18 protein-coding genes are annotated in these 24,632 nt (G+C 41.9%); 15 read left to right on the forward strand and 3 right to left on the reverse strand.

Features of this window, described 5'->3' with window-relative positions; all coding sequences use genetic code 11:
- Positions 1–167 precede the first annotated feature (167 nt).
- The 4 genes from ileS to GUA46_RS02880 are packed head-to-tail and all read left to right on the forward strand — an operon-like array spanning position 168 to position 5,292.
- The gene (ileS, locus tag GUA46_RS02865) at positions 168–3,569 is read left to right on the forward strand and encodes an isoleucine--tRNA ligase (protein ID WP_176619214.1); all 3,402 of its coding nucleotides are present in this window, start codon (positions 168–170) and stop codon (positions 3,567–3,569) included.
- 4 nt (positions 3,570–3,573) lie between these two features.
- Positions 3,574–3,957, forward strand: coding sequence for a TraR/DksA family transcriptional regulator (locus GUA46_RS02870; RefSeq protein WP_108245802.1), 384 nt, complete (start codon positions 3,574–3,576; stop codon positions 3,955–3,957).
- Positions 3,958–3,987: 30 nt separating this feature from the next.
- Positions 3,988–4,608 carry a DUF4097 family beta strand repeat-containing protein gene (locus GUA46_RS02875; protein ID WP_176619215.1) on the forward strand — a complete coding sequence of 207 codons (621 nt, stop codon included), beginning with the start codon at positions 3,988–3,990 and terminating at the stop codon, positions 4,606–4,608.
- A gap of 33 nt (positions 4,609–4,641) precedes the next feature.
- Positions 4,642–5,292 (forward strand): lipoprotein signal peptidase, encoded by a 651-nt coding sequence (locus tag GUA46_RS02880; protein WP_176619216.1) that lies wholly within the window; start codon positions 4,642–4,644, stop codon positions 5,290–5,292.
- Here the strand turns inward: GUA46_RS02880 and GUA46_RS02885 are convergent.
- The gene (locus tag GUA46_RS02885; protein WP_176619217.1) at positions 5,280–5,843 is read right to left on the reverse strand and encodes a 5-formyltetrahydrofolate cyclo-ligase; all 564 of its coding nucleotides are present in this window, start codon (positions 5,841–5,843) and stop codon (positions 5,280–5,282) included. The two genes, GUA46_RS02880 and GUA46_RS02885, sit on opposite strands and share 13 nt — an antisense overlap.
- Before the next feature lie 482 nt (positions 5,844–6,325).
- On the opposite strand from GUA46_RS02885, the gene uvrC reads away from it, so the two are divergent.
- The 8 genes from uvrC (at position 6,326) to GUA46_RS02925 (ending at position 18,823) form a co-directional block, all read left to right on the forward strand.
- Complete coding sequence (uvrC, locus tag GUA46_RS02890) at positions 6,326–8,119, forward strand: excinuclease ABC subunit UvrC (RefSeq protein WP_176619218.1); 1,794 nt, start codon at positions 6,326–6,328, stop codon at positions 8,117–8,119.
- Positions 8,120–8,122: 3 nt separating this feature from the next.
- Positions 8,123–10,396, forward strand: coding sequence for a patatin-like phospholipase family protein (locus GUA46_RS02895; RefSeq protein WP_108245807.1), 2,274 nt, complete (start codon positions 8,123–8,125; stop codon positions 10,394–10,396).
- A 335-nt stretch (positions 10,397–10,731) separates the two neighbouring features.
- A complete protein-coding gene (locus GUA46_RS02900) occupies positions 10,732–11,514 on the forward strand; it encodes a DUF3108 domain-containing protein (RefSeq protein WP_108245808.1) in 783 nt (260 codons plus the stop codon).
- 13 nt (positions 11,515–11,527) lie between these two features.
- Positions 11,528–12,502, forward strand: coding sequence for a tryptophan 2,3-dioxygenase family protein (locus GUA46_RS02905; protein ID WP_108245809.1), 975 nt, complete (start codon positions 11,528–11,530; stop codon positions 12,500–12,502).
- An 8-nt stretch (positions 12,503–12,510) separates the two neighbouring features.
- Positions 12,511–13,800: a M23 family metallopeptidase gene (locus tag GUA46_RS02910; protein WP_176619219.1), complete on the forward strand. Its 1,290-nt coding sequence runs from the start codon at positions 12,511–12,513 to the stop codon at positions 13,798–13,800.
- Entirely contained in the window at positions 13,800–15,437 is a 1,638-nt protein-coding gene (gene pgi, locus GUA46_RS02915; protein WP_176619220.1) for a glucose-6-phosphate isomerase, read from the forward strand. Before GUA46_RS02910 ends, pgi begins: the two co-directional genes overlap by 1 nt.
- Before the next feature lie 172 nt (positions 15,438–15,609).
- Entirely contained in the window at positions 15,610–18,291 is a 2,682-nt protein-coding gene (locus GUA46_RS02920) for a TonB-dependent receptor (protein ID WP_176619221.1), read from the forward strand.
- Positions 18,292–18,385: 94 nt separating this feature from the next.
- The gene (locus GUA46_RS02925; protein ID WP_176619222.1) at positions 18,386–18,823 is read left to right on the forward strand and encodes a hypothetical protein; all 438 of its coding nucleotides are present in this window, start codon (positions 18,386–18,388) and stop codon (positions 18,821–18,823) included.
- 54 nt (positions 18,824–18,877) lie between these two features.
- On the opposite strand, the gene GUA46_RS02930 is transcribed toward GUA46_RS02925, so the two are convergent.
- Entirely contained in the window at positions 18,878–19,279 is a 402-nt protein-coding gene (locus GUA46_RS02930; protein WP_176619223.1) for a JAB domain-containing protein, read from the reverse strand.
- Between the two features lie 97 nt (positions 19,280–19,376).
- Positions 19,377–20,414, reverse strand: a complete 1,038-nt coding sequence (locus GUA46_RS02935) for an endonuclease/exonuclease/phosphatase family protein (protein WP_176619224.1) — start codon at positions 20,412–20,414, stop codon at positions 19,377–19,379.
- A gap of 101 nt (positions 20,415–20,515) precedes the next feature.
- Between GUA46_RS02935 and GUA46_RS16805 the strand changes: the two genes are divergently transcribed.
- From GUA46_RS16805 to GUA46_RS02945, 3 genes are read left to right on the forward strand one after another with little or no spacing between them, the layout of a single operon-like run.
- A complete protein-coding gene (locus GUA46_RS16805; protein WP_229418417.1) occupies positions 20,516–22,036 on the forward strand; it encodes a TonB-dependent receptor in 1,521 nt (506 codons plus the stop codon).
- A gap of 59 nt (positions 22,037–22,095) precedes the next feature.
- Complete coding sequence (locus GUA46_RS16810; protein WP_229418418.1) at positions 22,096–23,256, forward strand: TonB-dependent receptor; 1,161 nt, start codon at positions 22,096–22,098, stop codon at positions 23,254–23,256.
- A 9-nt stretch (positions 23,257–23,265) separates the two neighbouring features.
- Positions 23,266–24,630: a DUF5689 domain-containing protein gene (locus GUA46_RS02945; RefSeq protein ID WP_176619225.1), complete on the forward strand. Its 1,365-nt coding sequence runs from the start codon at positions 23,266–23,268 to the stop codon at positions 24,628–24,630.
- Positions 24,631–24,632 lie beyond the last annotated feature (2 nt).

Here is a 24,632-nt window from a genome sequence, read left to right on the forward strand (position 1 = left end):
ACGTGTTAATCAAAAGGGAATATAAACAAATTAATGTAAATAAGTGATGAGGTGCTTATCATATTTAGGTTAAGGGATTTATGTGAATTCTAATCCCAAAAGGGAGGGTTTAATTCCATCTAAATTTATAATTTTGCAAACTTGAATTCTAGTAGAAGAAGCAGTATATGAAGTTTGCGGAATATAAGGGATTGGATTTGCCAAAGGTATCGGAGGACGTTCTTGACTTTTGGAAGGATAAAAAGATTTTTGAAAAGAGCATTTCCACTAGGGAAGGCAAGGAGAGCTATGTGTTTTTTGAAGGCCCTCCATCTGCAAACGGAATGCCCGGGATTCACCACGTAATGGCGCGTACCATTAAGGATATCTTTCCACGGTACAAGACCATGAAAGGTTTCCAAGTAAAGCGAAAGGCCGGTTGGGACACCCATGGCCTTCCCGTTGAGATCGGTGTGGAGAAAGAATTGGGCATCACCAAAGAAGATATCGGCAAAAAAATATCGGTAGAGGATTACAATGCCGCCTGTAAAAAAGCGGTAATGCGCTATACGGATGTTTGGAACGAAATGACCGAGAAAATCGGTTATTGGGTGGATATGGAAGATCCGTACATCACCTACAAGTCCAAGTATATGGAATCTGTCTGGTGGTTGTTAAAGCAAATCTATGACAAAGGACTGATCTATAAAGGCTATACCATTCAGCCCTATTCGCCAAAGGCAGGTACAGGTTTAAGTTCGCACGAGCTTAATCAGCCGGGAACATATCAAGATGTAACGGACACTACGGTAACGGCACAGTTCAAGGCCAAAACTGATTCACTACCAGGTTTCTTGAAAAATATTGACGGTGATATTCACTTTTTGGCATGGACGACCACACCTTGGACGCTTCCATCAAACACGGCATTGACCGTAGGCCCGAAGATTGAATATGTGCTTGTAAAAACATTTAACCAATATACGTTTGAACCTATCAATGTAGTGTTGGCCAAGAACTTGGTGAACTATAATTTCTCAGGAAAATTTACCAAGGTAGAAACAGAAGAGGAGTTGAATGCATTCCAGCAAGGAGACAAAAAAATTCCTTATTTGGTGGGAGAATCTTTTGTAGGGAAAGATTTGGTCGGCATTCAGTACGAACAGTTGATTGATTATGTACAGCCATATCAAAACCCAGAAAATGCCTTCCGTATCATTTCCGGAGATTTTGTGACCACCGAAGATGGTACCGGAATCGTGCATACCGCCCCTACTTTTGGTGCGGACGATGCTTTGGTGGCAAAACAGGCCACTCCCGAGATTCCGCCCATGTTGGTTTTGGACGAGAACGACAACCCTGTTCCATTGGTGGACCTTCAAGGGAAGTTCAGACCGGAGCTCAAGGAATTTGGTGGCAAGTATGTAAAGAACGAGTATTACGATGATGGCGAAGCCCCGGAAAAGTCCATCGACGTGGAGATTGCCATCAAACTAAAAGAAGAGAACAAGGCCTTCAAGGTCGAGAAATATGTGCACAGCTATCCAAATTGCTGGCGTACGGATAAACCCATTTTGTACTACCCATTGAATTCTTGGTTCATTAAGGTGACCGATGTAAAGGATAGGATGTTCGAGCTCAACCAATCCATTAACTGGAAGCCTAAATCCACCGGTGAGGGCAGGTTCGGTAACTGGTTGGCAAACGCCAACGATTGGAACCTATCACGTTCCAGATATTGGGGTATTCCATTGCCAATTTGGCGAACCGATGATGGGAAGGAAGAGTTGATCATTGGTTCTGTTGAAGAATTGAAATCTGAAATGGCCAAAGCCGTTGAAGCCGGGGTTATGGACAAGGATGTTTTTGAGGATTTTGTTGTGGGCGATATGAGCGAGGGGAACTACGATAAGGTAGACCTGCATAAAAATATTGTGGACGGTATCGTTTTGGTGTCCCCATCGGGACAGCCCATGAGGCGTGAGGCCGACCTAATCGATGTTTGGTTCGATAGCGGTTCCATGCCCTATGCACAATGGCACTATCCGTTTGAAAATAAAGATTTGATTGATGAGGGCACGGCATTTCCTGCCAATTTCATCGCCGAAGGGGTAGACCAGACCAGAGGATGGTTCTATACCCTGCATGCCATCGGAACCATGGTTTTTGATAGCATAGCCTATAAAAATGTGGTGTCCAACGGACTTGTTCTGGACAAGGAAGGCAAAAAAATGTCCAAAAGATTGGGTAACGCAGTGGATCCTTTTGAGGTATTGCCAGAGCACGGCCCCGATGCCACCCGTTGGTATATGATATCCAATGCCAATCCTTGGGACAACTTAAAGTTTGATATAGAAGGGGTCGTTGAGGTAAAACGTAAGTTTTTTGGAACACTGTACAACACCTATTCATTTATGGCGCTTTATGCCAATATTGATGGGTTCGATTATTCCGAAGCAGATATTCCTTTGGAAGAAAGACCGGAAATAGACCAATGGATATTGTCCGAGTTGCACACATTGATCAAGAATGTGGATGAAGCTTACGGGGATTATGAGGCAACTCGTGCGGCCCGAATGATATCGGAGTATGTTCAGGAAAACTTGAGCAACTGGTATGTGAGGTTGTGTAGGCGACGTTTTTGGAAAGGTGACTATGAAAAGGACAAAATCTCCGCTTACCAAACATTGTACACCTGTTTGATGACCGTTGCCAAATTATCGGCTCCGATCGCTCCGTTCTTTATGGATCAATTGTACAGGGACTTGGATGCTTCCTCCAAAAAAGAAGGGTTCGAAAGTGTTCACTTGGCGGAATTCCCAGTTTTTGATGCCAAGATGGTAAACAAGGATTTGGAGCGCAAAATGCAATTGGCACAAAAGATTTCTTCTTTGGTGTTGTCCATCCGTCAAAAGGAAAAGATAAAAGTGCGTCAGCCGCTACAAAAAATCATGATTCCGGTGATGGACGACCAACAAAAGGCGGACATCGAATCCGTTTCCAATTTGGTGAAATCCGAGGTGAACGTGAAGGAGATTGAAATGTTGGACGACGCTTCGGGAGTGCTTGTAAAGCAAATAAAACCCAATTTTAAGGTGTTGGGCCCGAAATTTGGTAAGGATATGAAGGCCATTGCCGGCAAAGTATCCGGCTTGGGTCAAGAGGATATCCAAAAAATTGAACGAGAGGGAGAATTATTGCTACAATTGGAAAATAAAACCGTTAATTTACAGTTAACCGATGTAGAAATAAGTTCCCAGGATATAGAGGGTTGGTTGGTAGCCAGTTCAGGTCCGTTGACCGTGGCACTGGATGTTACCATAGATGAAAACTTGAAAAGGGAAGGTATTGCCCGGGAATTGGTAAATCGAATCCAGAATCTAAGGAAAGAATCAGGTTTTGAGGTAACTGATAAAATCGACATAAAAATATTGAAGGATGGCCTAGTGGAAAATGCGGTTTCCAGTAATGAGGACTATATCAAAACGGAAACGTTGACCGCTGAGCTCAACTTTGAGGAAGAGCTTGAAGAGGGAACGGAAATAGCCTTTGATGAGGTGAACACAAAATTGTTTATTCAAAAACATTAAGAAAATGGCAGAAGATTCAAAAGTAAGATACTCCGACAAGGACCTTGCGGAATTCAGAACATTGATCGAGGAGAAAATGGAAAAGGCCAAAAACCATTTAGAGCTTTTAAAGAGCTCTTATATGAATGATGGCAACAATGGTACGGACGATACTTCTCCAACGTTTAAGGCGTTCGAGGAAGGTTCCGAGACCATGAGCAAAGAGGCGAATACCCAGTTGGCCATTCGCCAGGAGAAATTCATTCGCGATCTTAAAAATGCTTTGTTGCGAATTGAAAACAAGACCTACGGTATCTGCAGGGTTACAGGAAAGCTTATCAATAAGGAGCGTTTAAAGCTCGTGCCCCACGCTACGTTGAGCATAGAGGCGAAGAATATGCAGAAATAATTAAAAACGCCCAAGGGCGTTTTTTTCTTTATGAGGGCACAGATCTTTTTGATATTCGTTTTTGCACTGGTCCATGTCCATGGGCAGAAATTGGTAAAAAAAGCATTTATTGGACCTCATACGGAAACTATTCAAGTAGATGCACAATACTGCTATCGAATCGACTTGAAGACAGAGCCTACTGATGAGGTGCATGTTTCGGCAACCATGGAAGGGGAATATGCCAGGGATTTATTGGTCTCTATCGAGCAAAGTGGTACAACTGCCGTAATCAGTACAGATTTTCAGCCCAATTTTGTTAACCCGAATGACAAGCTCAGTGCACATAAGGTAATTTCCATAGCTTTGGAAATACGTGTACCCGAGTACAAAAATGTGGGTGTTTTTGGAACAAAAACAAATCTATACGCCACAGGAAAATACAAAGATTTGGAAATTACCCTATCAGATGGACGTTGCACGCTGCTGAATGTTTCAGAATCCGTAACCGTGACTACGCAGAAAGGCGATATTCACCTCTCGGCTCCTAGTGGTGATATTGTTTCGGAAAGCACTTATGGAAGCGTGCAAAAGGAAACTATTCCTTTCGGGGACGATCGATTTTTTCTGAAGACTGTGGAAGGAGACATCCTAGTGACGAAAACAAAATAATATGCATATTTTTGCAATCCTTTTAATAACAGCATGAGTTTAAAGAAGTCCCTTATTATCATCGTACTCATCCTAGTGGTGGACCAGATCAGCAAGATCTATATCAAGACCAGTTTTATATTGGGTGAGGCCCACGAGGTGTTCAGTTGGTTCAAAATTCTGTTTATAGAAAACGAAGGGGCTGCTTGGGGAACCAAATTGAGTGACCTTTTACCCATATCTGAACCTGTGGGTAAACTAATATTGACCATTTTCAGGATTTTTGCTGTTTTTGGGATAGGCTACTGGTTGTGGGACATCATCAGAAAACAGTCGCCACGCACATTGATTTTGGCGGTTTCTCTGATTTTTGCAGGGGCGGTCGGAAACATTATCGATTCGGTTTTTTACGGAATTATTTTTGATCATAGCAATGGGCAGGTGGCCACCCTTTTTGCCGATCAGCCATATGGAAGTTTGTTCCATGGCAAAGTGGTAGATATGCTGTACTTTCCATTGGTGGATACTACTTGGCCCGATTGGGTACCATCCTTGGGAGGAAAACGCTTCCGATTTTTTGAGCCTGTTTTTAATATTGCGGATACGGCGATAAGTACGGGCGTTGGTATTTTGATCGTATTCAATAAAAAGGCTTTTCCAAAGCAGGCGGATAAAAAAGAAGAGGTCGCCGATCAGAATGTATAAACCTTTACTGGGGTGATGCAATAGTCCAGCTTTACGTCGTTTTCATTTACATCGGATATAAGCTCAGGTTCCGCTGCAAAGAACGATAGGCCTATTTTAAGGGTTTCTTTTCGGCATTTGTTCAGAAAACCATCATAAAATCCTTTTCCGTATCCTACACGGTTTCCCTTTTCATCAAAAGCCAACAAGGGTACAAACACCACGTCGATTTTATTTTCCGGTATCTCAATGCCGTCAACAGGTTCAGGAACCCCCCACGCACTTTCTTTAAAAGCAGTATTATCCGTGAGCAAATAGTTTTCCAAGCTGTTGGGGCCAACTACTTTGGGAACCACTATATTCTTATCCCTGCCTTGCAACAACGATATTAAGGGCAGCGTATCGACCTCGTTCTTGTCTTCGATACTCAAAAAGATATGGTAATAAAAAAAATCCCAAATAGGGATTTGAAGCGAACTATTGGCCAAGGCCAAACTTAAATCCGAGGCTTTTGTTGGAGAAATTTCCGCTCTCAGATTTTTGTATTTTTTTCTCAGTTCATGTTTCAACATTGACTGTTGAAGATTTTGGGGTTGTTTGGGGACAATGGACTACTACTCTCCTTTTGTTGCAACGGAGAAAAAGATTTTGAAGAAAAGCATCAAAATCAAGTACATTCCCAAAACGATAATATAGTTTTCCATAGGATTGTAATTATATCGTTAAATGTAAGTAAAACATTTGAGAAGAATACCATGAAATGCACTTTTTATCGATGAAATGCATGATTTTTAGCAACAGTTTAACAAAACTTATTGATTGCCAAGCGCTTGATTGTAGGTTTCCCATGGTTTTTTTGTGGTAAATCCCCAGTTTTGATGAATATGGGATTTTTCAGGAAATTTTTCACATTTTCTACTCACTTAAAAAAGTATCAATTAAGAAGGGTTATATGTCAATCCAAAATAGGAATTCATCAAGTTTAACAATAATCAAGACAATTAAAATATAACTTTGTTATAAAGTCAAGAACAGGTCACTTTTAGAGCAATCCATGTCCAAATCTACATCCTTAAAAGTACAATTGAGTGCGCTTCCCAATAACCCGGGAGTGTACCAGTTTTATGATGCGGACGGTAAAATTCTGTACGTAGGGAAGGCCAAGGACCTGAAAAAGCGGGTTTCTTCCTATTTCAACAAAAAGCAGGAGTACGGAAAAACCAGGGTACTGGTAAAGAAGATTGATTCCATAAAACATATTGTGGTGCCTACCGAGTCAGATGCCCTTTTACTTGAGAACAATCTCATAAAAAAATTGCTGCCGAGGTACAATGTGCTTCTCAAGGACGATAAATCCTATCCTTGGATATGTATCAAGAACGAACGGTTTCCTAGGGTGTTCTCCACAAGAAAGTTGATCAAGGACGGCTCGGAGTATTTTGGACCCTATACCAGCATGAAAACGGTCCGGACGCTCTTGGACCTGATTAAAAGCCTCTATCCTTTGCGTACGTGCAACTATGATTTGTCAGAAGAAAAAATAGACGCAGGAAAGTACAAGGTATGCCTAGATTACCATTTGGGCAATTGCTTGGGGCCTTGTGAAGGTTTTCAAACGGAGAAAGAGTATCACGATCAAATTGAAGATATTAGGCAGATCATTAAGGGCAATTTAAAAGACTCCATACAGACTTTTAAACAGCAAATGAAAGACTATGCCGAGGAGATGGAGTTTGAAAAAGCGCAACGGGTGAAGGATAAAATTGATGTCCTTGAGAATTACCAGGCAAAATCCACGGTGGTCAACCCAAAGATCAACAATGTGGATGTGTTCACCATTATTTCTGATGAAACCCACGGATATGTGAACTTTTTACAGATTTCCCATGGCGCCATAATTCGGTCGCATACTTTGGAAATTAAAAAGAAGCTGGACGAAACCGATGAAGAGTTGTTGCAATTGGGGATAACGGAACTCAGGCAGCGCTTCAATTCAACATCTAAAGAAGTATACCTCCCCTTCCCCGTTACCGTAGAGGAAGATGTAAGGGTAACCCTTCCCAAATTGGGTGACAAACGCCGAATTTTGGATCTCTCCGAACGCAACGCGAGGTTTTATCGCCAAGATAGATTGAAACAGATAAAGATAACCGACCCCGACCGTCACGCTAAACGGATCATGGCCCAGATGAAATCGGATCTACGATTGTCGGAGGAGCCACGGCATATCGAATGTTTTGACAACTCGAACATACAGGGCAGCAATCCAGTTGCCGCGTGTGTCGTGTTCAAGGATGGCAAACCTTCCAAAAAGGATTATCGCCACTTCAACATAAAAACAGTGGAAGGCCCCGATGATTTTGCCAGTATGGAAGAAGTGGTCTTTAGGAGGTACAAAAGGTTGCTGAACGAAGAGGAATCACTTCCACAGTTAATCGTGATCGATGGGGGAAAGGGACAATTGTCTTCAGCTTTAAAAAGCTTGGAAGTGTTGGGACTGCGTGGAAAAATAGCCATCATCGGTATAGCTAAGCGCTTGGAAGAAATCTATTTTCCGGATGATCCAGTACCATTGTATTTGGATAAACGTTCGGAAAGCCTGAAAATAATCCAGCAGCTAAGGAACGAGGCCCACCGGTTTGGTATAACCCATCACAGAAACAAACGAAGCAAGGGCGCGATTAGTTCAGAATTGGTTAATATTGATGGTGTAGGAGAAAAAACCGCCCAACAATTATTGAAAAGCTTTAAATCGGTAAAGCGAATTAAAGAAGCATCGTTGGAAACATTAACGGCCTCAGTGGGGGAATCAAAGGCCAAAAAAATTTACAAAACATTTCATAAATAGACCATGGGAAACAAGGCAATACTATTTACGGTTCTAATTGCTTTGCTCTGTTCAAAGGGGATTGCCCAGGATTCCCCGGAAAGCAGACCGCCAAAAGTAGGTCTTGTGCTCAGTGGAGGTGGAGCCAAAGGATTGGCTCACATAGGAGCATTGAAGAAAATCGAGGAAGCTGGTGTTAAGATAGACTATATTGGCGGAACCAGTATGGGTGCCATTGTAGGCGCATTATACGCATCCGGTTATTCTTCCCAAGAATTGGATTCCATATTCAGGAGCACCGATTTTACCGATTTAATACAGGATAATGTACCAAGGAGCGCCAAAACATTTTATGAAAAGGAAGATTCGGAACGCTACGCGCTTTCGCTGCCCTTCGAAAACTTTAAAGTATCCTTCCCACAGGCCATTTCTGGCGGGCAGAACATATACAACCTTTTGGTTCAACTATTGTTCCACGTAAAGGATGTGCAGGATTTTGGCAAATTGCCCATACCCTTTCTCTGTATGGCCACCAATGTGGAGACCGGAGAAGAGATTTTGTTGGATCACGGCTATCTACCGGAGGCCATTGTGGCGAGTGGTACCTTTCCCTCCCTTTTTGAACCTGCCGAGATAAACGAGCAAATTTTAATAGATGGTGGCGTGGTGAACAACTACCCGATCGCCCAAGTAAAGGCAATGGGAGCCGATATTATAATAGGGGTGGATGTACAACATGATCTGGCCACAAGGGAATCCCTTTCTTCAGCTACGGAAATTTTGTTGCAGATCAACAATTACCGCACTGTCAACGATATGAGGAAGAAGTCCAAGGAAACCGACGTTTATATAAGACCGGATATTGATGAGTTCTCCGTAATTGCCTTTGACAGGGGTAAACAGATCATAAAAAGCGGAGAAAAGGCGGCCGAGGAAAAATTGGATGAACTAAAAGAAATTGCCCTAAGACAAAGTCATGCCCCAAAACCTAGAAAGAGAATCAAGGTGGCGGACAGCCTTGTCATTAACCGGATGATCATTGAGGGGAATGATCAATATACCCGGGGATACATAAAAGGAAAACTGCGGTTTGATCTGGCGGAAAAAATCTCTTTTGATGATTTACGACAGGGAATGAGCAACCTATCAGCAACGGGAAATTTCAAAGCTATTCGTTATGATTTGATTTCCAATGGTCTGGGAACGGACTTAATTTTAAAACTTAAGGAGAATCCGACCAAAATGTTCATTAAAATGTCCGCTCACTACGATGATTTGTACAAGAGTGCGGCGCTCATCAATCTTACCAAAAAGAATTTTTTGATGAAGGACGATGTGGCCTCGTTCGATTTTATTCTTGGGGACCACATCAGATACAATATGCAGTATTATCTGGACAAAGGATATTATTGGAGTTTCGGGATAAATTCCAAACTGACCGATTTTGATTCGGAAATTGATTTTTCCCTCATTCAAGGTAATTTTGATGTTCCCCTTAACCCAAATATCCAAAGGATAAACGTAGATGTAACAGACCTTACCAACCAAATATATCTTCAAACCGTATTAAAGGAAGAATTTGCGTTTACCATAGGGGCGGAGCATAAATTTTTAAACTATAGCACAAGAACACTGGGACAGTTGGATGTGGATCCAAATGTAGAAAATGATGCCTCGAACGGAAATCAAAGGACCAACTTCGAAAACTCGAACTATTTTAGTGCGTTCTCGCAAATAAAACTGGACACTTATGATGATAAGTACTTTCCCACCAGAGGGTTGATTTTTGATGGCGATTTTCATTTTTATGCCTTCTCGTCCGATTACAACGAAAACTTTTCAGAATTTGCCGTGGCCAAAGGAAAATTTGGAGGTGTCTTTTCCCCGGTCCACAATTTGAGCTTCAAATTGGAAGCGGATGCCGGGTTTAAACTAGGAACTACTCCAGTAAGTTCTTTTGACTTTATTTTGGGAGGCTTTGGAAACGATTTTGTAAACAATTTTGTGCCCTTTTTTGGATATGACTTCCTCAGTTTGCCGGGTAACAGTTACGTAAAGGGTTTCGGCCGTATGGATTATCGTTTTGCCCCCAAGCACCATGTGCTTTTTTCTGCCAACTACGCCACCGTTGCGGATGATTTGTTCAGAACAGGGGATTGGTTCGAGGAACCAAGTTTTTCAGGGTATGGACTTGGGTACGGCTTTGAATCTTTTTTGGGCCCTATCCAAATATATTATTCTTGGTCGCCAGAAATCAGTGAGGGTAATTTTTTCTTTAGTGTCGGGTATTGGTTTTAGTAAAAATCACTCGATCAAAAGACTCGATTCTCTTAATAATTTGTCAAAAAAACCAGTAAAACTGATCAATAATACAGAGGTTTAGTTAAAGTCCGTTAAAAACAATTTTTCCTACAAAACCTTGCCGTATCTTTACACCACATAAGGGGTGGTTCCCTTATAACTTTAAGTATTGGTTTTTCATAATTTAAAGTTTGGTTGGTTATTTAGGAAAAGCCCAGTCTCGAGACTGGGCTTTTTTTGTTTATACTATTTTGGAATAAGTTTTGTTTAAGTATATGTGAACAGTATAGCCCCTAAACTGATTTTACTAATTTTATACCAATAAATTGCACATGAAAAAGATAATCACATATACATTATGCCTTCTTTTTGCAATCTCGGCGTCGGCACAAAATCCGCGCCCGGCCTTTAAACCAGGGGAGTGGCTTAAGTTTAGGATTCACTATGGGTTTCTAAATGCCAGCTATGCCACGTTGCATCTTACATCGGAAACATTAAATAACGTTCCTGTGTACCACGTGGTCGGAGAGGGTAAAACCACGGGGTTTGCCAGTATATTTTTTAAGGTTGATGACACCTACGAAAGTTATTTTAATAGAGAAAATGGCAGACCGTACAAGTTCATTAGAAAAATAGATGAGGGTGGATATACCAAGGATATTGAGATTGATTTTGACTACAAACAGGACAAAGCTGTTCTCATGGACCACAAAAATGGGACACAACAGAATTTTACGATCAACAATCAAATACAGGACCTTATCTCAGCTTCATACTTTTTAAGGAGCAATTATAATCTGGAAGAATTTAAAGAAGGCGAATCCATTAATTTGGATATGCTCTTTGATGATGATGGCGTTTTTAAGTTCCAGTTGAAATATTTGGGAAAAGAAATCCTAAGGACCAAGTTTGGAAAGGTAGAATGTCTTAAATTTAGACCTTTGGTTCAGTCCGGTCGGGTTTTTAAGGAAAAAGAAAGTCTAACGCTATGGGTTTCCAACGATTGGAACAAGATACCTATCAGAATCAAGGCAGATTTGGCCGTAGGCTCCCTTAAGGCCGATCTTGATGGTTACAACGGACTGAAAAACCAGTTTAAAATAATAATGGATTAGTATATAGGTGTTAATGGATAAGGATGCAAAAATCGCTTCCCAAATCAATAAGCTGGAGGAAAAATACAAAAACTCGGGCCAGGACCTAAGCTCCTATTTGGACGGTCTTCTTTACGAAAGATATCTTACTTACTGGGATTATATCCACTTGGATACGTTGTTGAGCCTTCAAATACCAAGGACTCATTTCCCGGATGAGGAAATCTTCATCATGTACCATCAGATAACCGAGCTCTATTTTAAGCTTATTCTCCACGAACAAAAACAAATTGTTGAGGATAAATCCCAGGATGTAGCTTTTTTTATTGAAAAGGTCAGAAGAATCAATAGCTATTTTAAAGCCCTTATATCATCGTTCAGTATTATGATCAAGGGTATGGAACGAGAACAGTTCCTGCGTTACCGTATGGCACTTCTTCCGGCCAGTGGATTCCAATCCGTACAGTACAGGATGATTGAATTTTATGCAACACCATTGGAGAATATGGTGCATTCATCCGAGCGAGACTCATTTTCTTCTGAAAACAGTATAGAAGAACTGTTCGAGCATGTGTATTGGAAAAAGGGAGCCACCGATTTGGAAACAGGAGAAAAAACATTGACCTTAAAACAGTTCGAGGTAAGATATACGCCTCGACTCTTGCGAATAGCCAACCAAGTAAAGGACAGTACGGTATATCAAAAATATTTACAACTTCCAGAGGCAACCCAATGCAATGAAGAACTGATTTCGGCGTTAAAAGAGTTGGATTTGAACGCCAACGTAAATTGGCCATTGATGCACATGGGTTCGGCCCATAGATATTTGGCCCGGGAGGGCAAGGATGTAGAGGCGACTGGCGGAACTAATTGGAAGGACTATTTGCCGCCCAGTTTTCAGAAAATAATTTTTTTCCCAACTTTGCATACCAAAGAAGAGTTGGATACTTGGGGAAAACAATGGGTGGACCACGTTTTTAACCCTGCTAAAGAAGAATACAAGGAATAGAAGAAAAAATGCAGAAAATTTTTGGGGCAATTTTGATGCTCGCTGTGCTGGCGGCATCTTGCAAACAGAGAAAGGAACAACCGGTAGAAGAAGTTGCAAAAGTTGAAGTAATAGAAAAACTTCCCGTATTGCATTATGGTTTTAATCTTGAAGAATTCAATGTAGTCCACGATACGGTCCGTAACGGCGACAGTTTTGGGGAACTTATGTTGAAGAACAAAGTGGATTACCCCAAAATAGCCCAGATTTCAGAGAATTACCGAGATACCTTTGATGTCCGCAAAATCAGGGTGGGCAAACCCTATATCATCCTAAAATCCAAGGACACTTCTGAGGTGGCCAAAGTCTTTATCTATCAAAACGACAAAATAAATTATACCGTGGTGGATTTGCGCGATACCGCGGCCGTTGCCTATAAGAACAAGAAGAAAGTTACGCTTAGGGAGCGCGAGGTAGGTGGAGTGATCAATAGCAGTCTATCCGAGGCAATGGATAATTTGGGGGTCGATTACACCGTAACCCTAAGCTTGTCCGAAATTTATGCTTGGACCATTGACTTCTTCCGACTGGAAAAAGGAGACAAGTTCAAAGTCGTTTTTGATGAGCGATACATTAATGATACGATATATGCTGGAAGAGGGCCCATTAAGGCCGCACTTTTTGAGCACAAAGGGAAAACGGTTTATGCCTTTCCGTATGTGGCAGATTCCGTGAACAACATATTGGATTATTTTGATCAAGATGCCAATAACTTGAGAAGTACATTCCTAAGAGCGCCCATAAAATTTGGATACCGACTATCGTCTAGATACAATCTGAAACGCAGGATTGCCTACTACGGTTACAAAGTGCGCCCACATAAAGGAACCGATTACGCAGCACCTGTTGGAACCCCAATTGTTGCCACTGCAGATGGAACCGTGACCGAGTCGACTCGAAGGGGCGGAAATGGAAAATATGTGAAGATTAAACACAACGGCACCTACAGTACCCAATACCTCCACATGAAAGCCCAAAAGGTAAAAAGAGGAGAGTTCGTCCGGCAAGGCGATGTAATAGGATGGGTAGGAATGACAGGTAATACAGGAGGCCCGCACGTTTGTTATCGTTTCTGGAAGAACGGAAGACAGGTGGACCCTTTAAAGGAAAAATTACCCGAAGCCGACCCCATCGCCGATTCATTAAGAATGGATTACATGGCTCATATATCGCCGTTAAAAGAGCAATTGGATTGCATAGAATTTATTGACATAGCACCTACAGAACCCGAAGAAACCTTAATATCATACACCCAGTAATGGCACTACCCACAATCGACCCCACAACTACGGAAGCCTGGAAAAAACTTAAACAACATTATCAAGAAACCAAAGACGTTCATTTAAGGGAACTATTTTCTAACGAAAAAGGCCGGGGCAAAAACCTATCCATCCATTGGGAGGATTTTTTGGTGGACTATTCAAAGAATAGAATAACGGATACAACCATTAAGTTGCTATTGGAACTTGCCAGGGAAGTGGGCCTTACGGAGGCCATAAAAGGTTACTTTGATGGCGAACTCATTAATCAAACCGAAGGCAGGGCCGTATTGCACACAGCCTTACGCGCCAGCAAGGGCGAGAAAGTTTTTGTTGATGGCGAAAACATTGTAGATGAAGTTTTTGAGGTAAAGGAGAAAATCAAATCTTTTTCCGAAGCCATAATATCCGGAGAGCGAAAAGGTCATACGGGAAAAGCATTTACAGATATTGTAAATATTGGTATCGGTGGTTCTGATCTAGGGCCGGTAATGGTGACCGAAGCCTTGAAATTTTATCAAAACGATTTAAAGACTCATTTTGTAAGCAATGTGGATGGTGATCTGGTGCACGAAGTGTTAAAAGAACTTGATCCCGAGACCACTTCGTTCGTTATAGTTTCCAAGACCTTTACCACACAGGAAACCCTGAGTAACGCCATGACCATTAAAAAATGGTTTTTGAAGAGCGCGTCGGAAAAGGACGTGGCAAAGCATTTCGCTGCCGTATCTACCAACCTTGAAAAGATCAAGGAATTTGGAATTGCAGATGAAAATGTGTTCCCGATGTGGGATTGGGTCGGAGGTAGATTCTCCCTTTGGAGTGCAGTTGGATTATCCATAGCACTTTCTGTGGGTTACGAAAATTTTGAGGCCCTTTTGAATGGCGCCCATCAGATGGACGTTCACTTTAAAGAAACCCCGTTTGATGAAAACATTCCTGTCATTCTTGCCTTGATCAGTGTTTGGTACAATAATTTCTATCAAGCGGAGACCGAGGCCATAATTCCATACACACAATATTTGCACCGTTTTTCTGCTTACCTACAACAAGGTATCATGGAAAGCAACGGAAAGAGCATGGATAGGGCCGGGAACAGGGTCGGTCATGAAACGGGTACTATCATCTGGGGCGAACCTGGCACCAACTCACAGCACGCTTTTTTCCAATTGATTCACCAAGGGACCAAATTGATTCCGACCGATTTTATCGGCTACAAGAAATCTTTGCACGGCGATGTGGACCATCATAATAAATTGATGGCAAACTATTTTGCACAGACCGAGGCTCTAATGAACGGAAAAACCGCGGAAGAGGTAAGGAAAGAATTGAAATCCCAAGGATTATCTGGCGAAGAGCTGGAAAAACTGCTTCCTTTTAAGGTTTTCGAGGGCAACAAGCCTACCAATACCATTTTAATAGAGCAGCTTACCCCTAGAAGCTTGGGCTCGCTCATCGCAATGTACGAGCACAAGATATTTGTACAAGGCGTGGTCTGGAACATCTTCAGCTACGATCAATGGGGTGTGGAACTCGGTAAGCAGTTGGCCAAAAATATTCTGAACGATATTGAAAATTCAGATATTGGCAAGCACGACAGTTCAACATTGAACCTTTTGCATTTTTTTAAGGAGTAAATTGCCATCTGCTCAAATCCCTGCATAAAGCCTAAACAATTGTCTGTCAGATAATTTGTTTTGTTAATTTAGTGTTAACTATATTTGCGTGATTTTAACTTTGACTTAATCGTAGAATGTCAAAAATGGATCACATTTGCAGCGCTAATTAAACACTTAAACACTGAATTAAATGAAAAGAATCTACTTGGCTATTGCGGCGATTTTGGTTTCCGCGATGGCATTTGCACAAGGAACTCTTACTGGTACGGTTACGGATGGTGACCTAGGAGGACCACTACCAGGAGCTACCGTTATGGTGAAGGGAACATCTAACGGAACAACTACCGATTTTGATGGCAATTTTACCATAGAGGTTAAACAATCCTCTGGAACATTGGTTGTATCTTACATGGGATTTATTTCCCAATCTATTGCCTTTACTTCTGCAGGAAACGTTGGAACTATTGATCTTGTTCCGGACGCACAAGAGCTTGGAGAGGTTGTTGTTGTAGGTACAGGGATTATTGACCTTGCTACGGATAGACAAACGCCAATCGCAGTTTCATCTGTGCCGATCAAAACGATTCAAGAGAAAATTGGTACGCAGGACGTTACTATGACTTTGGTGAACACGCCTTCTGTTTATGTTTCTGGACAAGCAGGTGGTTTTGGTGATACCAACATGCGAGTTAGAGGATTTGAGCAGGACAACACTGCATTCCTTTTGAACGGTCAACCAATCAACGGAATGGAAGATGGTTTGATGTACTGGTCCAACTGGTCCGGTATCAACGATATTGCTTCCGGTATCCAGATTCAGAGAGGTCTTGGTTCTTCCAAATTGGCCATTTCTTCCGTTGGTGGTACGGTTAACTTTGTGACCAAGGCTACCGAGATGAACGAAGGTGGATTCGGATATGCAACTGTTGCCAACAACAACTATATCAAAACATCTGCTGGGTACAACACGGGTATCTCCGATAAAGGTTGGGGTATGAGCGTTATGCTTTCCCACTGGCAAGGTGATGGTTACAACGAAGGTAACTTTGGTGAAGGTCAAACGTATTTCATCTCTGTTGGATACAGACCAAATGATTCACACAACTTCAACTTTTTGATTACTGGAGCTCCTCAGTTCCACGATCAAAACTTTACCAAATCCATTTCTTCTTATTTGGAGTATGGAAGAAGATACAACAATAACTGGGGTACTTTCCAAGGTCAATATATGACTGAAAGAAGAAACTTCTACCACAAACCAGTTGCGAACTTAAACTGGGACTGGAACATCAACTCTACTACCAACCTTTCCACTGTACTTTATGCCTCTTGGGGTAACGGTGGTGGAACCGGTAACTTGGGTAACAGGATCAGAACGGACGAAGGTAGAATCGATTATGATGCGATTTATGCACAAAACGCCGCTGTACCTAATGGTGATGCGGTGAATTTTGGTGACGATCCAGCATATATTACACGTGCATCTATGAACTTGCACAACTGGTACGGATTGATTTCCAACTTGGAAAAACAATTGAGTGATAACCTGACTTGGAACATCGGTTTCGATTTAAGAACTTACTATGGTAAGCACTTTAGGGTAGTTTCTGACTTCCACGGTTTGAATTCTTGGACTGAGAACATTCGTTTGAGAGATCAGAACAACAATCACGAAACTTACGGTACTTTCGGTACCTATAAGTTTGCCACTGCAACTGAAACATTTGAACCTTCTGGGTGGAAAGCTGCTTTCGAATCTTACCCAGAAGAGCAAAAAATCGCATACAGCAACGACGAGCGCATCTCTTACGGAGGTTTGTTTACCCAAATGGAATATGCTACGGATACCTTCTCTGCCTTCTTTCAAGGGTCTGTGTCTAATCAATACCACCAAAGATTTGACCCATACCAGTATGCGGATGCATCTTTAATCAATGGAACATCTCCTCAGTGGACCGGTGAGCCATTGCCAGCTGGAATCGAACCTGGTGTGGATTCAGAAAAAGTAAATAACTTTGGCTACAACGCAAAAGGTGGCTTTAGCTATAACCCAACTTCTCAACACAGCTTCTACGCTAACGTTGGGTACTACAACCGTCAGCCTTACCACGATAACATTTACTTGAACTTTACAAACCAAGTGAACCCGTTGACAGAGAACGAAAAAATCTTTGGTTTGGAAGCAGGTTATAACTATTCCAGTTCTATGTTCTCAGGTAGCGTTAACTTGTACAGAACGTCTTGGAAGGATAGGGTAGCTTCTAGCTCTGATATTGTTGACGATGTGGTTACCTATACATCTAACTTTGGTACAGAGCAATTGCACCAAGGTGTTGAGGTAGACTTCAAATTCCGTCCAGTTGCAGGACTTAGTATCAACGGTTTTGCTTCTATCGGAGATTGGGTGTACAAAGGCGATGCCGTAACTCAGGTAACTGATGAAAACAGAAACGTAATTTCCTTTGAATCTGAAGATTTTGATGGAGGAAAGGTTGGTGGTGCCGCACAAACCTCTGGTGGTTTAGGTGTTGCCTATAGAATCAACAAAAACTTTTCTGTAGATTCTGATTGGAGATATTACACTGATCTTTATTCTGATGTTGGTGCTATCAAAGAAAACTTGAAATTGCCTACGTTCAGCTTGTTGGATGCCGGTGCTACTTTTTCTGTGCCATTGGGTATGAACAAAACCAAGCAGTTGAAAATAAGAGCAAACGTGAACAACGTATTGAATCACATTTATATCTCTGAGCTTACAACAGCTAATTTTGTAGAGCCAGGAGACGAAACTTACAAAGGAATCAATGTTTCCAACCAAGGATACTTTGGTTTAGGTAGAACTTGGAACGTTACATTGCGTTACGATTTCTAATCCACCTTTTTAATAAATTTAAAGCTCCTTGTGTTTGCAAGGGGCTTTTTTTATGCCCAAAAATCCGTATTTTTAGACACACAAACTATACCTAATGGAAATCATCAAAAACCTACACTCTTATTTGGCCTATGTGGTTTTGGCCGTTTTAGTTATCGCAGTAATCAATGCCATAGCGGGTTGGTTGGGCAAAAAAGACTTCACGCTACAAAAGGACCTTCGCATAAGCTTGTTTGCGCTTATTTTAAGCCATATTCAATTGTTGGTAGGGCTGTTGTTGTATTTTACTTCTGGTAATGGCTTTAAAGCAATTAAGACCTTGGGAATGGGCGGACTCAATGCTCCTGCGCGCCTATTGGCGGTAGAGCATCCATTCATCAATATTATTGCCTTGGTTTTGATAACCATAGGTTGGTCCCGTCACAAAAAATTGATGGAAAGTGAGCGTAAGTTCAAGACCATCTCTATTTTTTACGGACTTGGGTTGTTATTGATTTTGAGCCGTATTCCTTGGGGACAGTGGTTTGCATAAAGTAATTCTCGCGAAGGCGGGAATCTTACACAGTTTACTTAGTAACCTTTTTCCTTAAATGGTCACGTAGTTTATCTCCGTGATTATAATATGGTCCAGTAGTTCTATTTCTAATATAGCGGCAGCTTTTTCCATACGTTCTGTGAATGCTATATCAGCCTCGCTGGGCTGCAAGTTACCCGAAGGATGATTGTGGCAGAGGACAATTTTATGACATTGCTTGGCTGCCGCCAAACTTAAAACTTGTACTGGCGTAACAATATTTCGGTTGCTTGTACCAATGGTCACCAGCTCAATATATTCAATGTCATTCGCAGCGTTGAGTCCAATGGTCCAGAAATATTCCTTTTGCCTGTGGATTTTGTTCTGTCTCCAAAGCACCTTTTGCATAATGCGGGCAATATCCTCGGTGCCGGATATATGTTTGTCCTCGTCCTTGGGAAGTCGTACTGTCATGAGCTAAAGATATTAAATGTTTTGTCACCTTGAGCACAGTCGAAAGGCAGACAAAACATCTCGCCTGCACTCGATGTGATTATTTGTTGGAAATCCATCATTCCATCTCCTTCAATAAAAACAAATACGCAGGAAAGTGGTCGCTATACCCAGCCGTATAGCTACCACCCGAGTAGGTGCGCAACGGATAACCTTTAAACCGGCCTGCATCGGTTCGGATAAATTTTGGCGCAAAAATACCGGCTTTCCAGAAGGATAATGTAGTGTGGTCTTCGGTCACCAAATTGGATGTCATAAAAATCTGGTCAAACAAGTTCCACTTGTCTCGGTAGGCCAACGAACCGATTCCTTTTTTGAACATCGCTTCCATGGGATTGAATAGGCTAGTACTATCCAATTGGCGCTTTTTGCCCTTCGTTTTCAGGATTTTTTTCAAACTGTCATCAATGGGATCATCGTTCAGGTCGCCCATGGAAATAATTTTTGCATCCATATCTAATTCTTGGATGGAATCGATAATCCGCTTGTTCAACAAAGCCGCCCGAACACGTAAAGGGGAACTTTTAGCAGCCCCGCCCCTGCGTGAAGGCCAATGGTTCACAATAAAATGAATTTCTTCACCATCCATGGTGCCGCCCACCACCAATTGGTCGCGCGTGTATTTCCTTTCGCTCATTTCATCAAACAATAATAGCCGATGACTTTTAAACGAAGAAGGAATAAACGCTGACTTTTTATAAAGCAGTGCCACATCAATACCGCGCGCATCTGGGGAATCAAAGTGGATGATGCCGTAATCCTTCTCCCTTAAATTGGGATGTTGCACTACATCTTCCAGCACATCTAAATTTTCGACTTCGCATAGCCCCACAATATCCGGGGAGGTTTTGGAAGTTTCGGCACCAATTTGCGAAATGACTTTGGATAGGTTCTCTACCTTTTGTAGATAGCGCTCCTGCGTCCAATGATAACTACCCTCGGGAGTTCGGTCATCATCAAAAGTGAGTGAATCATTTACCGTATCGAACAAGTTTTCACAGTTGTAAAAAGCAATGGTTCTTAAGGTATATGTCTTGGACTTTTGTCCATAAAGTGAGGTCGATATTAATACAAGTAGGCATATTAATAATCGCATTTTATTTTGATTTTGTAGCTAAAATAAGTAGAATTGTTTGCTTTTTCGCAGTTTGTACAGCAATTACAACCCCTATTTACTTACTTAACCTACAATAAGATATGAGGCTAGCCACAGCATTGGCCTTGCTTTGTTGTTCCAATTTGCTGTACGCACAACAAAGTACTCGCATTACAGGGCAATTGATGGAGAAAGGGTTGGATGCATCTATTTCCAATGCCATAATTGCCATAGAAAACACTTCTCAAGAATTCGTAACCGACAACGAAGGCAAGTTTGAAATAACCTTGACCGAAACTGGGGGACAAATGCTTCGAATATCAGCTTTGGATTTTATTTCTAAGCGATTTTCGGTCTATTTGGAAGGAAACCCGATTGATTTGGGAATAATTTATCTAGAGAGGGACATTGCCCACGAACAAACCGATAACTTGATTTCCCTTACCGATGGAGACCTCTCTGACGATTTCGAATCTGTTTCCAGCTCGATGGGATTATTGCAATCGACCCGCGATATATTTCTGAACCGAGCTGCTTTTGATTTTGGACAGGCTTTTTTTAAGATCCGTGGCTACGATTCACGAAATGGCCAAGTGTTGATGAACGGAATCCCAATGAACAAATTTTTTGATGGTAGACCGCAATGGAACAATTGGGGCGGACTTAATGATGTGGTCCGAAATCAAGAATTTACCAATAGCCTAACGTTGAATCCGTACACGTTCGGTGGAATTTTGGGCAACACAAACATCAATACCCGACCCTCTGGTTTCCGCCCAGGCCTAAGGTTATCCTCATCATTTTCCAACAGAACCTATCGCGGTAGGTTAATGGCGACGTATAATTCGGGAGAAAAGCCAAGCGGGATGGCGTATTCCGTGTCCGCTTCGCGTAGATGGGCCAAGGAAGGCTATGTGGAGGGCACATTGTACGATGCCTATTCCTTTTTTGGAGCAGTGGAATACCAATTCAATCCACAAAATAGTATCACTTTTACCTTGATTTTGGCACGAAACCGTCGTGGACGCTCATCTGCCTTGACGGAAGAAGTTTTTGATTTAATGGGAGGTCAATACAATCCGTATTGGGGAGAGCAAGACGGTAAAATCCGGAATTCACGGGAGCGAGAGATTTTTGAACCCTTGTTCCTTTTCAACTATGCTCTGAACAAGAAAAAATTCAATTGGAATGTTGGTGTTGCCTATCAAACAGGAATCAATTCCAGAAGCAGGCTAGGCTATTACAATGCGCCGAATCCCGACCCAACGTACTATCGTTATTTGCCCAGTTACCACATCAACAGTTCTATTGGAGCAGATTTTATCAATGCAAACTTGGCCAAAGAAGCGTTTTTGGAAAACCCACAATTAGATTGGAAACAATTGTATGAAGCCAATACCAACAATAATGATAAGGCAGCTTATTTGCTTTATGATGATGTTGCCCAAAATACCACCATTTCGGGAGCCACAAATTTCAATTACACGTTGAATGATTTCATCAAACTGGGATTTGGAGGGAATTATAAGACCACCGCCTCTGAGAATTATGCCATGATTTTGGATTTATTGGCAGCTTCGTATCACGAGGATATGGACTGGACACCTTTTCCAATACTTTAAACAATGTCGATGGAGAACTACAGAAAACCGAAGGAGAAAAGTTCAATTATCACTACAGTTTGGATGCATCTCAAATGGAAGGATTTGCCCAAGTACAACTTACCTCGAAGAAGTGGAATGGTTTTGTGTCGGCTTCGTACTCCAATTTTAATGTACAGCGTGATGGACTCTTCAAAAATGAGCGCTATTTGGAAAATTCCTTTGGGTCGGGTGAGAAAATCACCTTTTCCAACTTGGCATACAAAGGTGGATTCAGTTATTTTTTAACGGGACGACATTGGTTTACGGCCAATGCGGCAATGGTGGAAAGACCTCCCATCATTCAGAATATATTTATCAATCCACGGGAAAACAATGAAATAGTTCCCGAGCTTCAGAAAGAGGTGGTGAGCAGTGTCGATTTAAGCTATTTTGTCCGTTTGCCCAGTTTAACGGGACGAGTCAGTGCATTTTACACAAGGTTCCAGCATACCACCGATATCAATTTCTTTTTTGTGGATTCAGGATTGGGTTCCGATTTTGTTCAGGAAGTAATCACGGGCTTGGACAGGCTTCACAAGGGCATCGAGTTCGGATTTGAATACGAAGCATCATCCAGCGTAAAGTTGACCGCAGCAGGAAATGTGGGGCATTATGTGTATGCCAGTGACCCCTCCGTTCAAATCAATTTTGATACTGCAGGTGCCGAAGAGGACCTGATTGCTCCCGAAGGAAATATAGATTTGGGCATTGCCGACCTAAAGGATTTAAAATTGGCCCAAGGGCCGCAAACTGCATTGGCGCTCAGCGTATCCTACCGAGCTCCAAAATATTGGTGGGTAAGCAGCACGACCAATTATCTCACGAATAATTATAGCAATCTTTCCACCATTACCAGAACGTCCAGTTTCTTGATGGATCCTGAAACAGGCAAACCATTTCCCGATGCTTCGGAAGAAAATGTGTCAAAATTGCTAAAGCAAAATAAACTGGACGATATCTACTTACTCAATCTGGTCGGGGGTAAATCTTGGTTGATTGATGGAAAGTACATTAGCTTTTTTGCAAGCATCAACAACGTTTTTGATACAGTTTTCCGCACCGGTGGCTATGAACAGAGCAGGAACGGAAATTTTGGACAGCTGAAACAAGACAACCAGAGTGGTTCGCCCTCCTTCGCCCCAAAATATTGGTACAGTTACGGAAGAACCTATTTCTTGAACTTGGCTATCAGCTTTTAAAACCTACTTATGAAAAAATTGATTTTTAAAATTATGGGAGCCATCAGTTTGATGTCTGTTGTATGTTGCGTGGATGGAAGAGAATTTGATGAACTAGACTCAAGTTGCACAACCGATTTGGCAGCGAACATCACTTTTGAAGAATTGGACTCCCTGGTGCAAGATGATGTAATTCAGATTCAAGACGATTTGATTTTGGAAGGGTATGTGATTTCATCCGATCGGGCGGGTAACTTTTTCGGGGCGCTGTATCTTCAAAATGCATTGAGCAATCCATCAAAAGGGATTCAACTGGAAATGGATTTGAGGGAATCACATTTACTGTTTCCGGTCGGGAGCAAAGTCTTGGTGAAGCTAAAAGACCTATATCTGGGCAAAAGAGGAAGCAATATTCGAATCGGGAGTGCTTTTTCTTCTTTTGGGAACCTTTCCATAGGAAGATTGCCCAAGGGAAAAGTTCTTGAGCATCTTTTGGTTTCCTGTGATGCAGCAGGCCTTCCAGAACCATTGATTGCCACCATTCCCGAAATGGACAGTTTGCCATCGAACATATTGGTGCAATTGGAAAGTGTTGAATTTGCTGAAGAAATTTTGGGCGAAACCTATGCTGTTGCCCAGGAAGAAACTGAAAGAACACTAGTGGATTGCGAAGAAAACGGGATTAAGCTTGTGAACAGTGGTTATGCCGATTTCCAATCGGAAACATTACCTGAGGAAAATGGAATGCTTACCGCGATTTTGACCAAAGACGGTAAATTGCCACAACTTGTAATTCGAACTTTGGAAGATGTGAATTTTACCGAAGAACGTTGCCCAGAAATTATAACAGAGTTTACTTCCAATAAAATTTTTATTTCGGAATTGGCCGACCCCGATAACAATGCCGGAGCCCGTTTTGTAGAATTGTACAACTCCGCATCCGAACCATTGGATTTAAACTTATGGACCCTTCGCAGGTATACGAATGAAAACACAGAAATAAGTTCCACAATCGATTTGTCAGGTTTGATGATTGGCTCTGGAAGTATCTTGGTCATTTCTCCCAACGCGGCAGAATTTGAACTGGTCTACGGATTCGCTCCCGATTTGGGTGTGTCCACCAACAGTCCGGCAGATTCCAATGGCGATGATAATTTGGAGTTGGTTGACCCTTTTGGAACAGTAATAGATATGTTTGGGGTAATTGGTGAACAGGGGACTGGCACAAATCATCAATTTACTGATGGCCGCGCCATCCGAAATCCTGATATTTTGGAAGGAAATCCTGTTTACACTTTTAGTGAATGGACTATTTTTAACGATTCGGGAGATGCGGGCACTACGAATCTGCCCCAAAATGCCCCCGAGGATTTTTCCCCAGGGGTTCGGGATTAGTT

The sequence above is a fragment of the Flagellimonas chongwuensis genome, from assembly GCF_013376415.1.
Classification (GTDB): domain Bacteria; phylum Bacteroidota; class Bacteroidia; order Flavobacteriales; family Flavobacteriaceae; genus Flagellimonas; species Flagellimonas chongwuensis.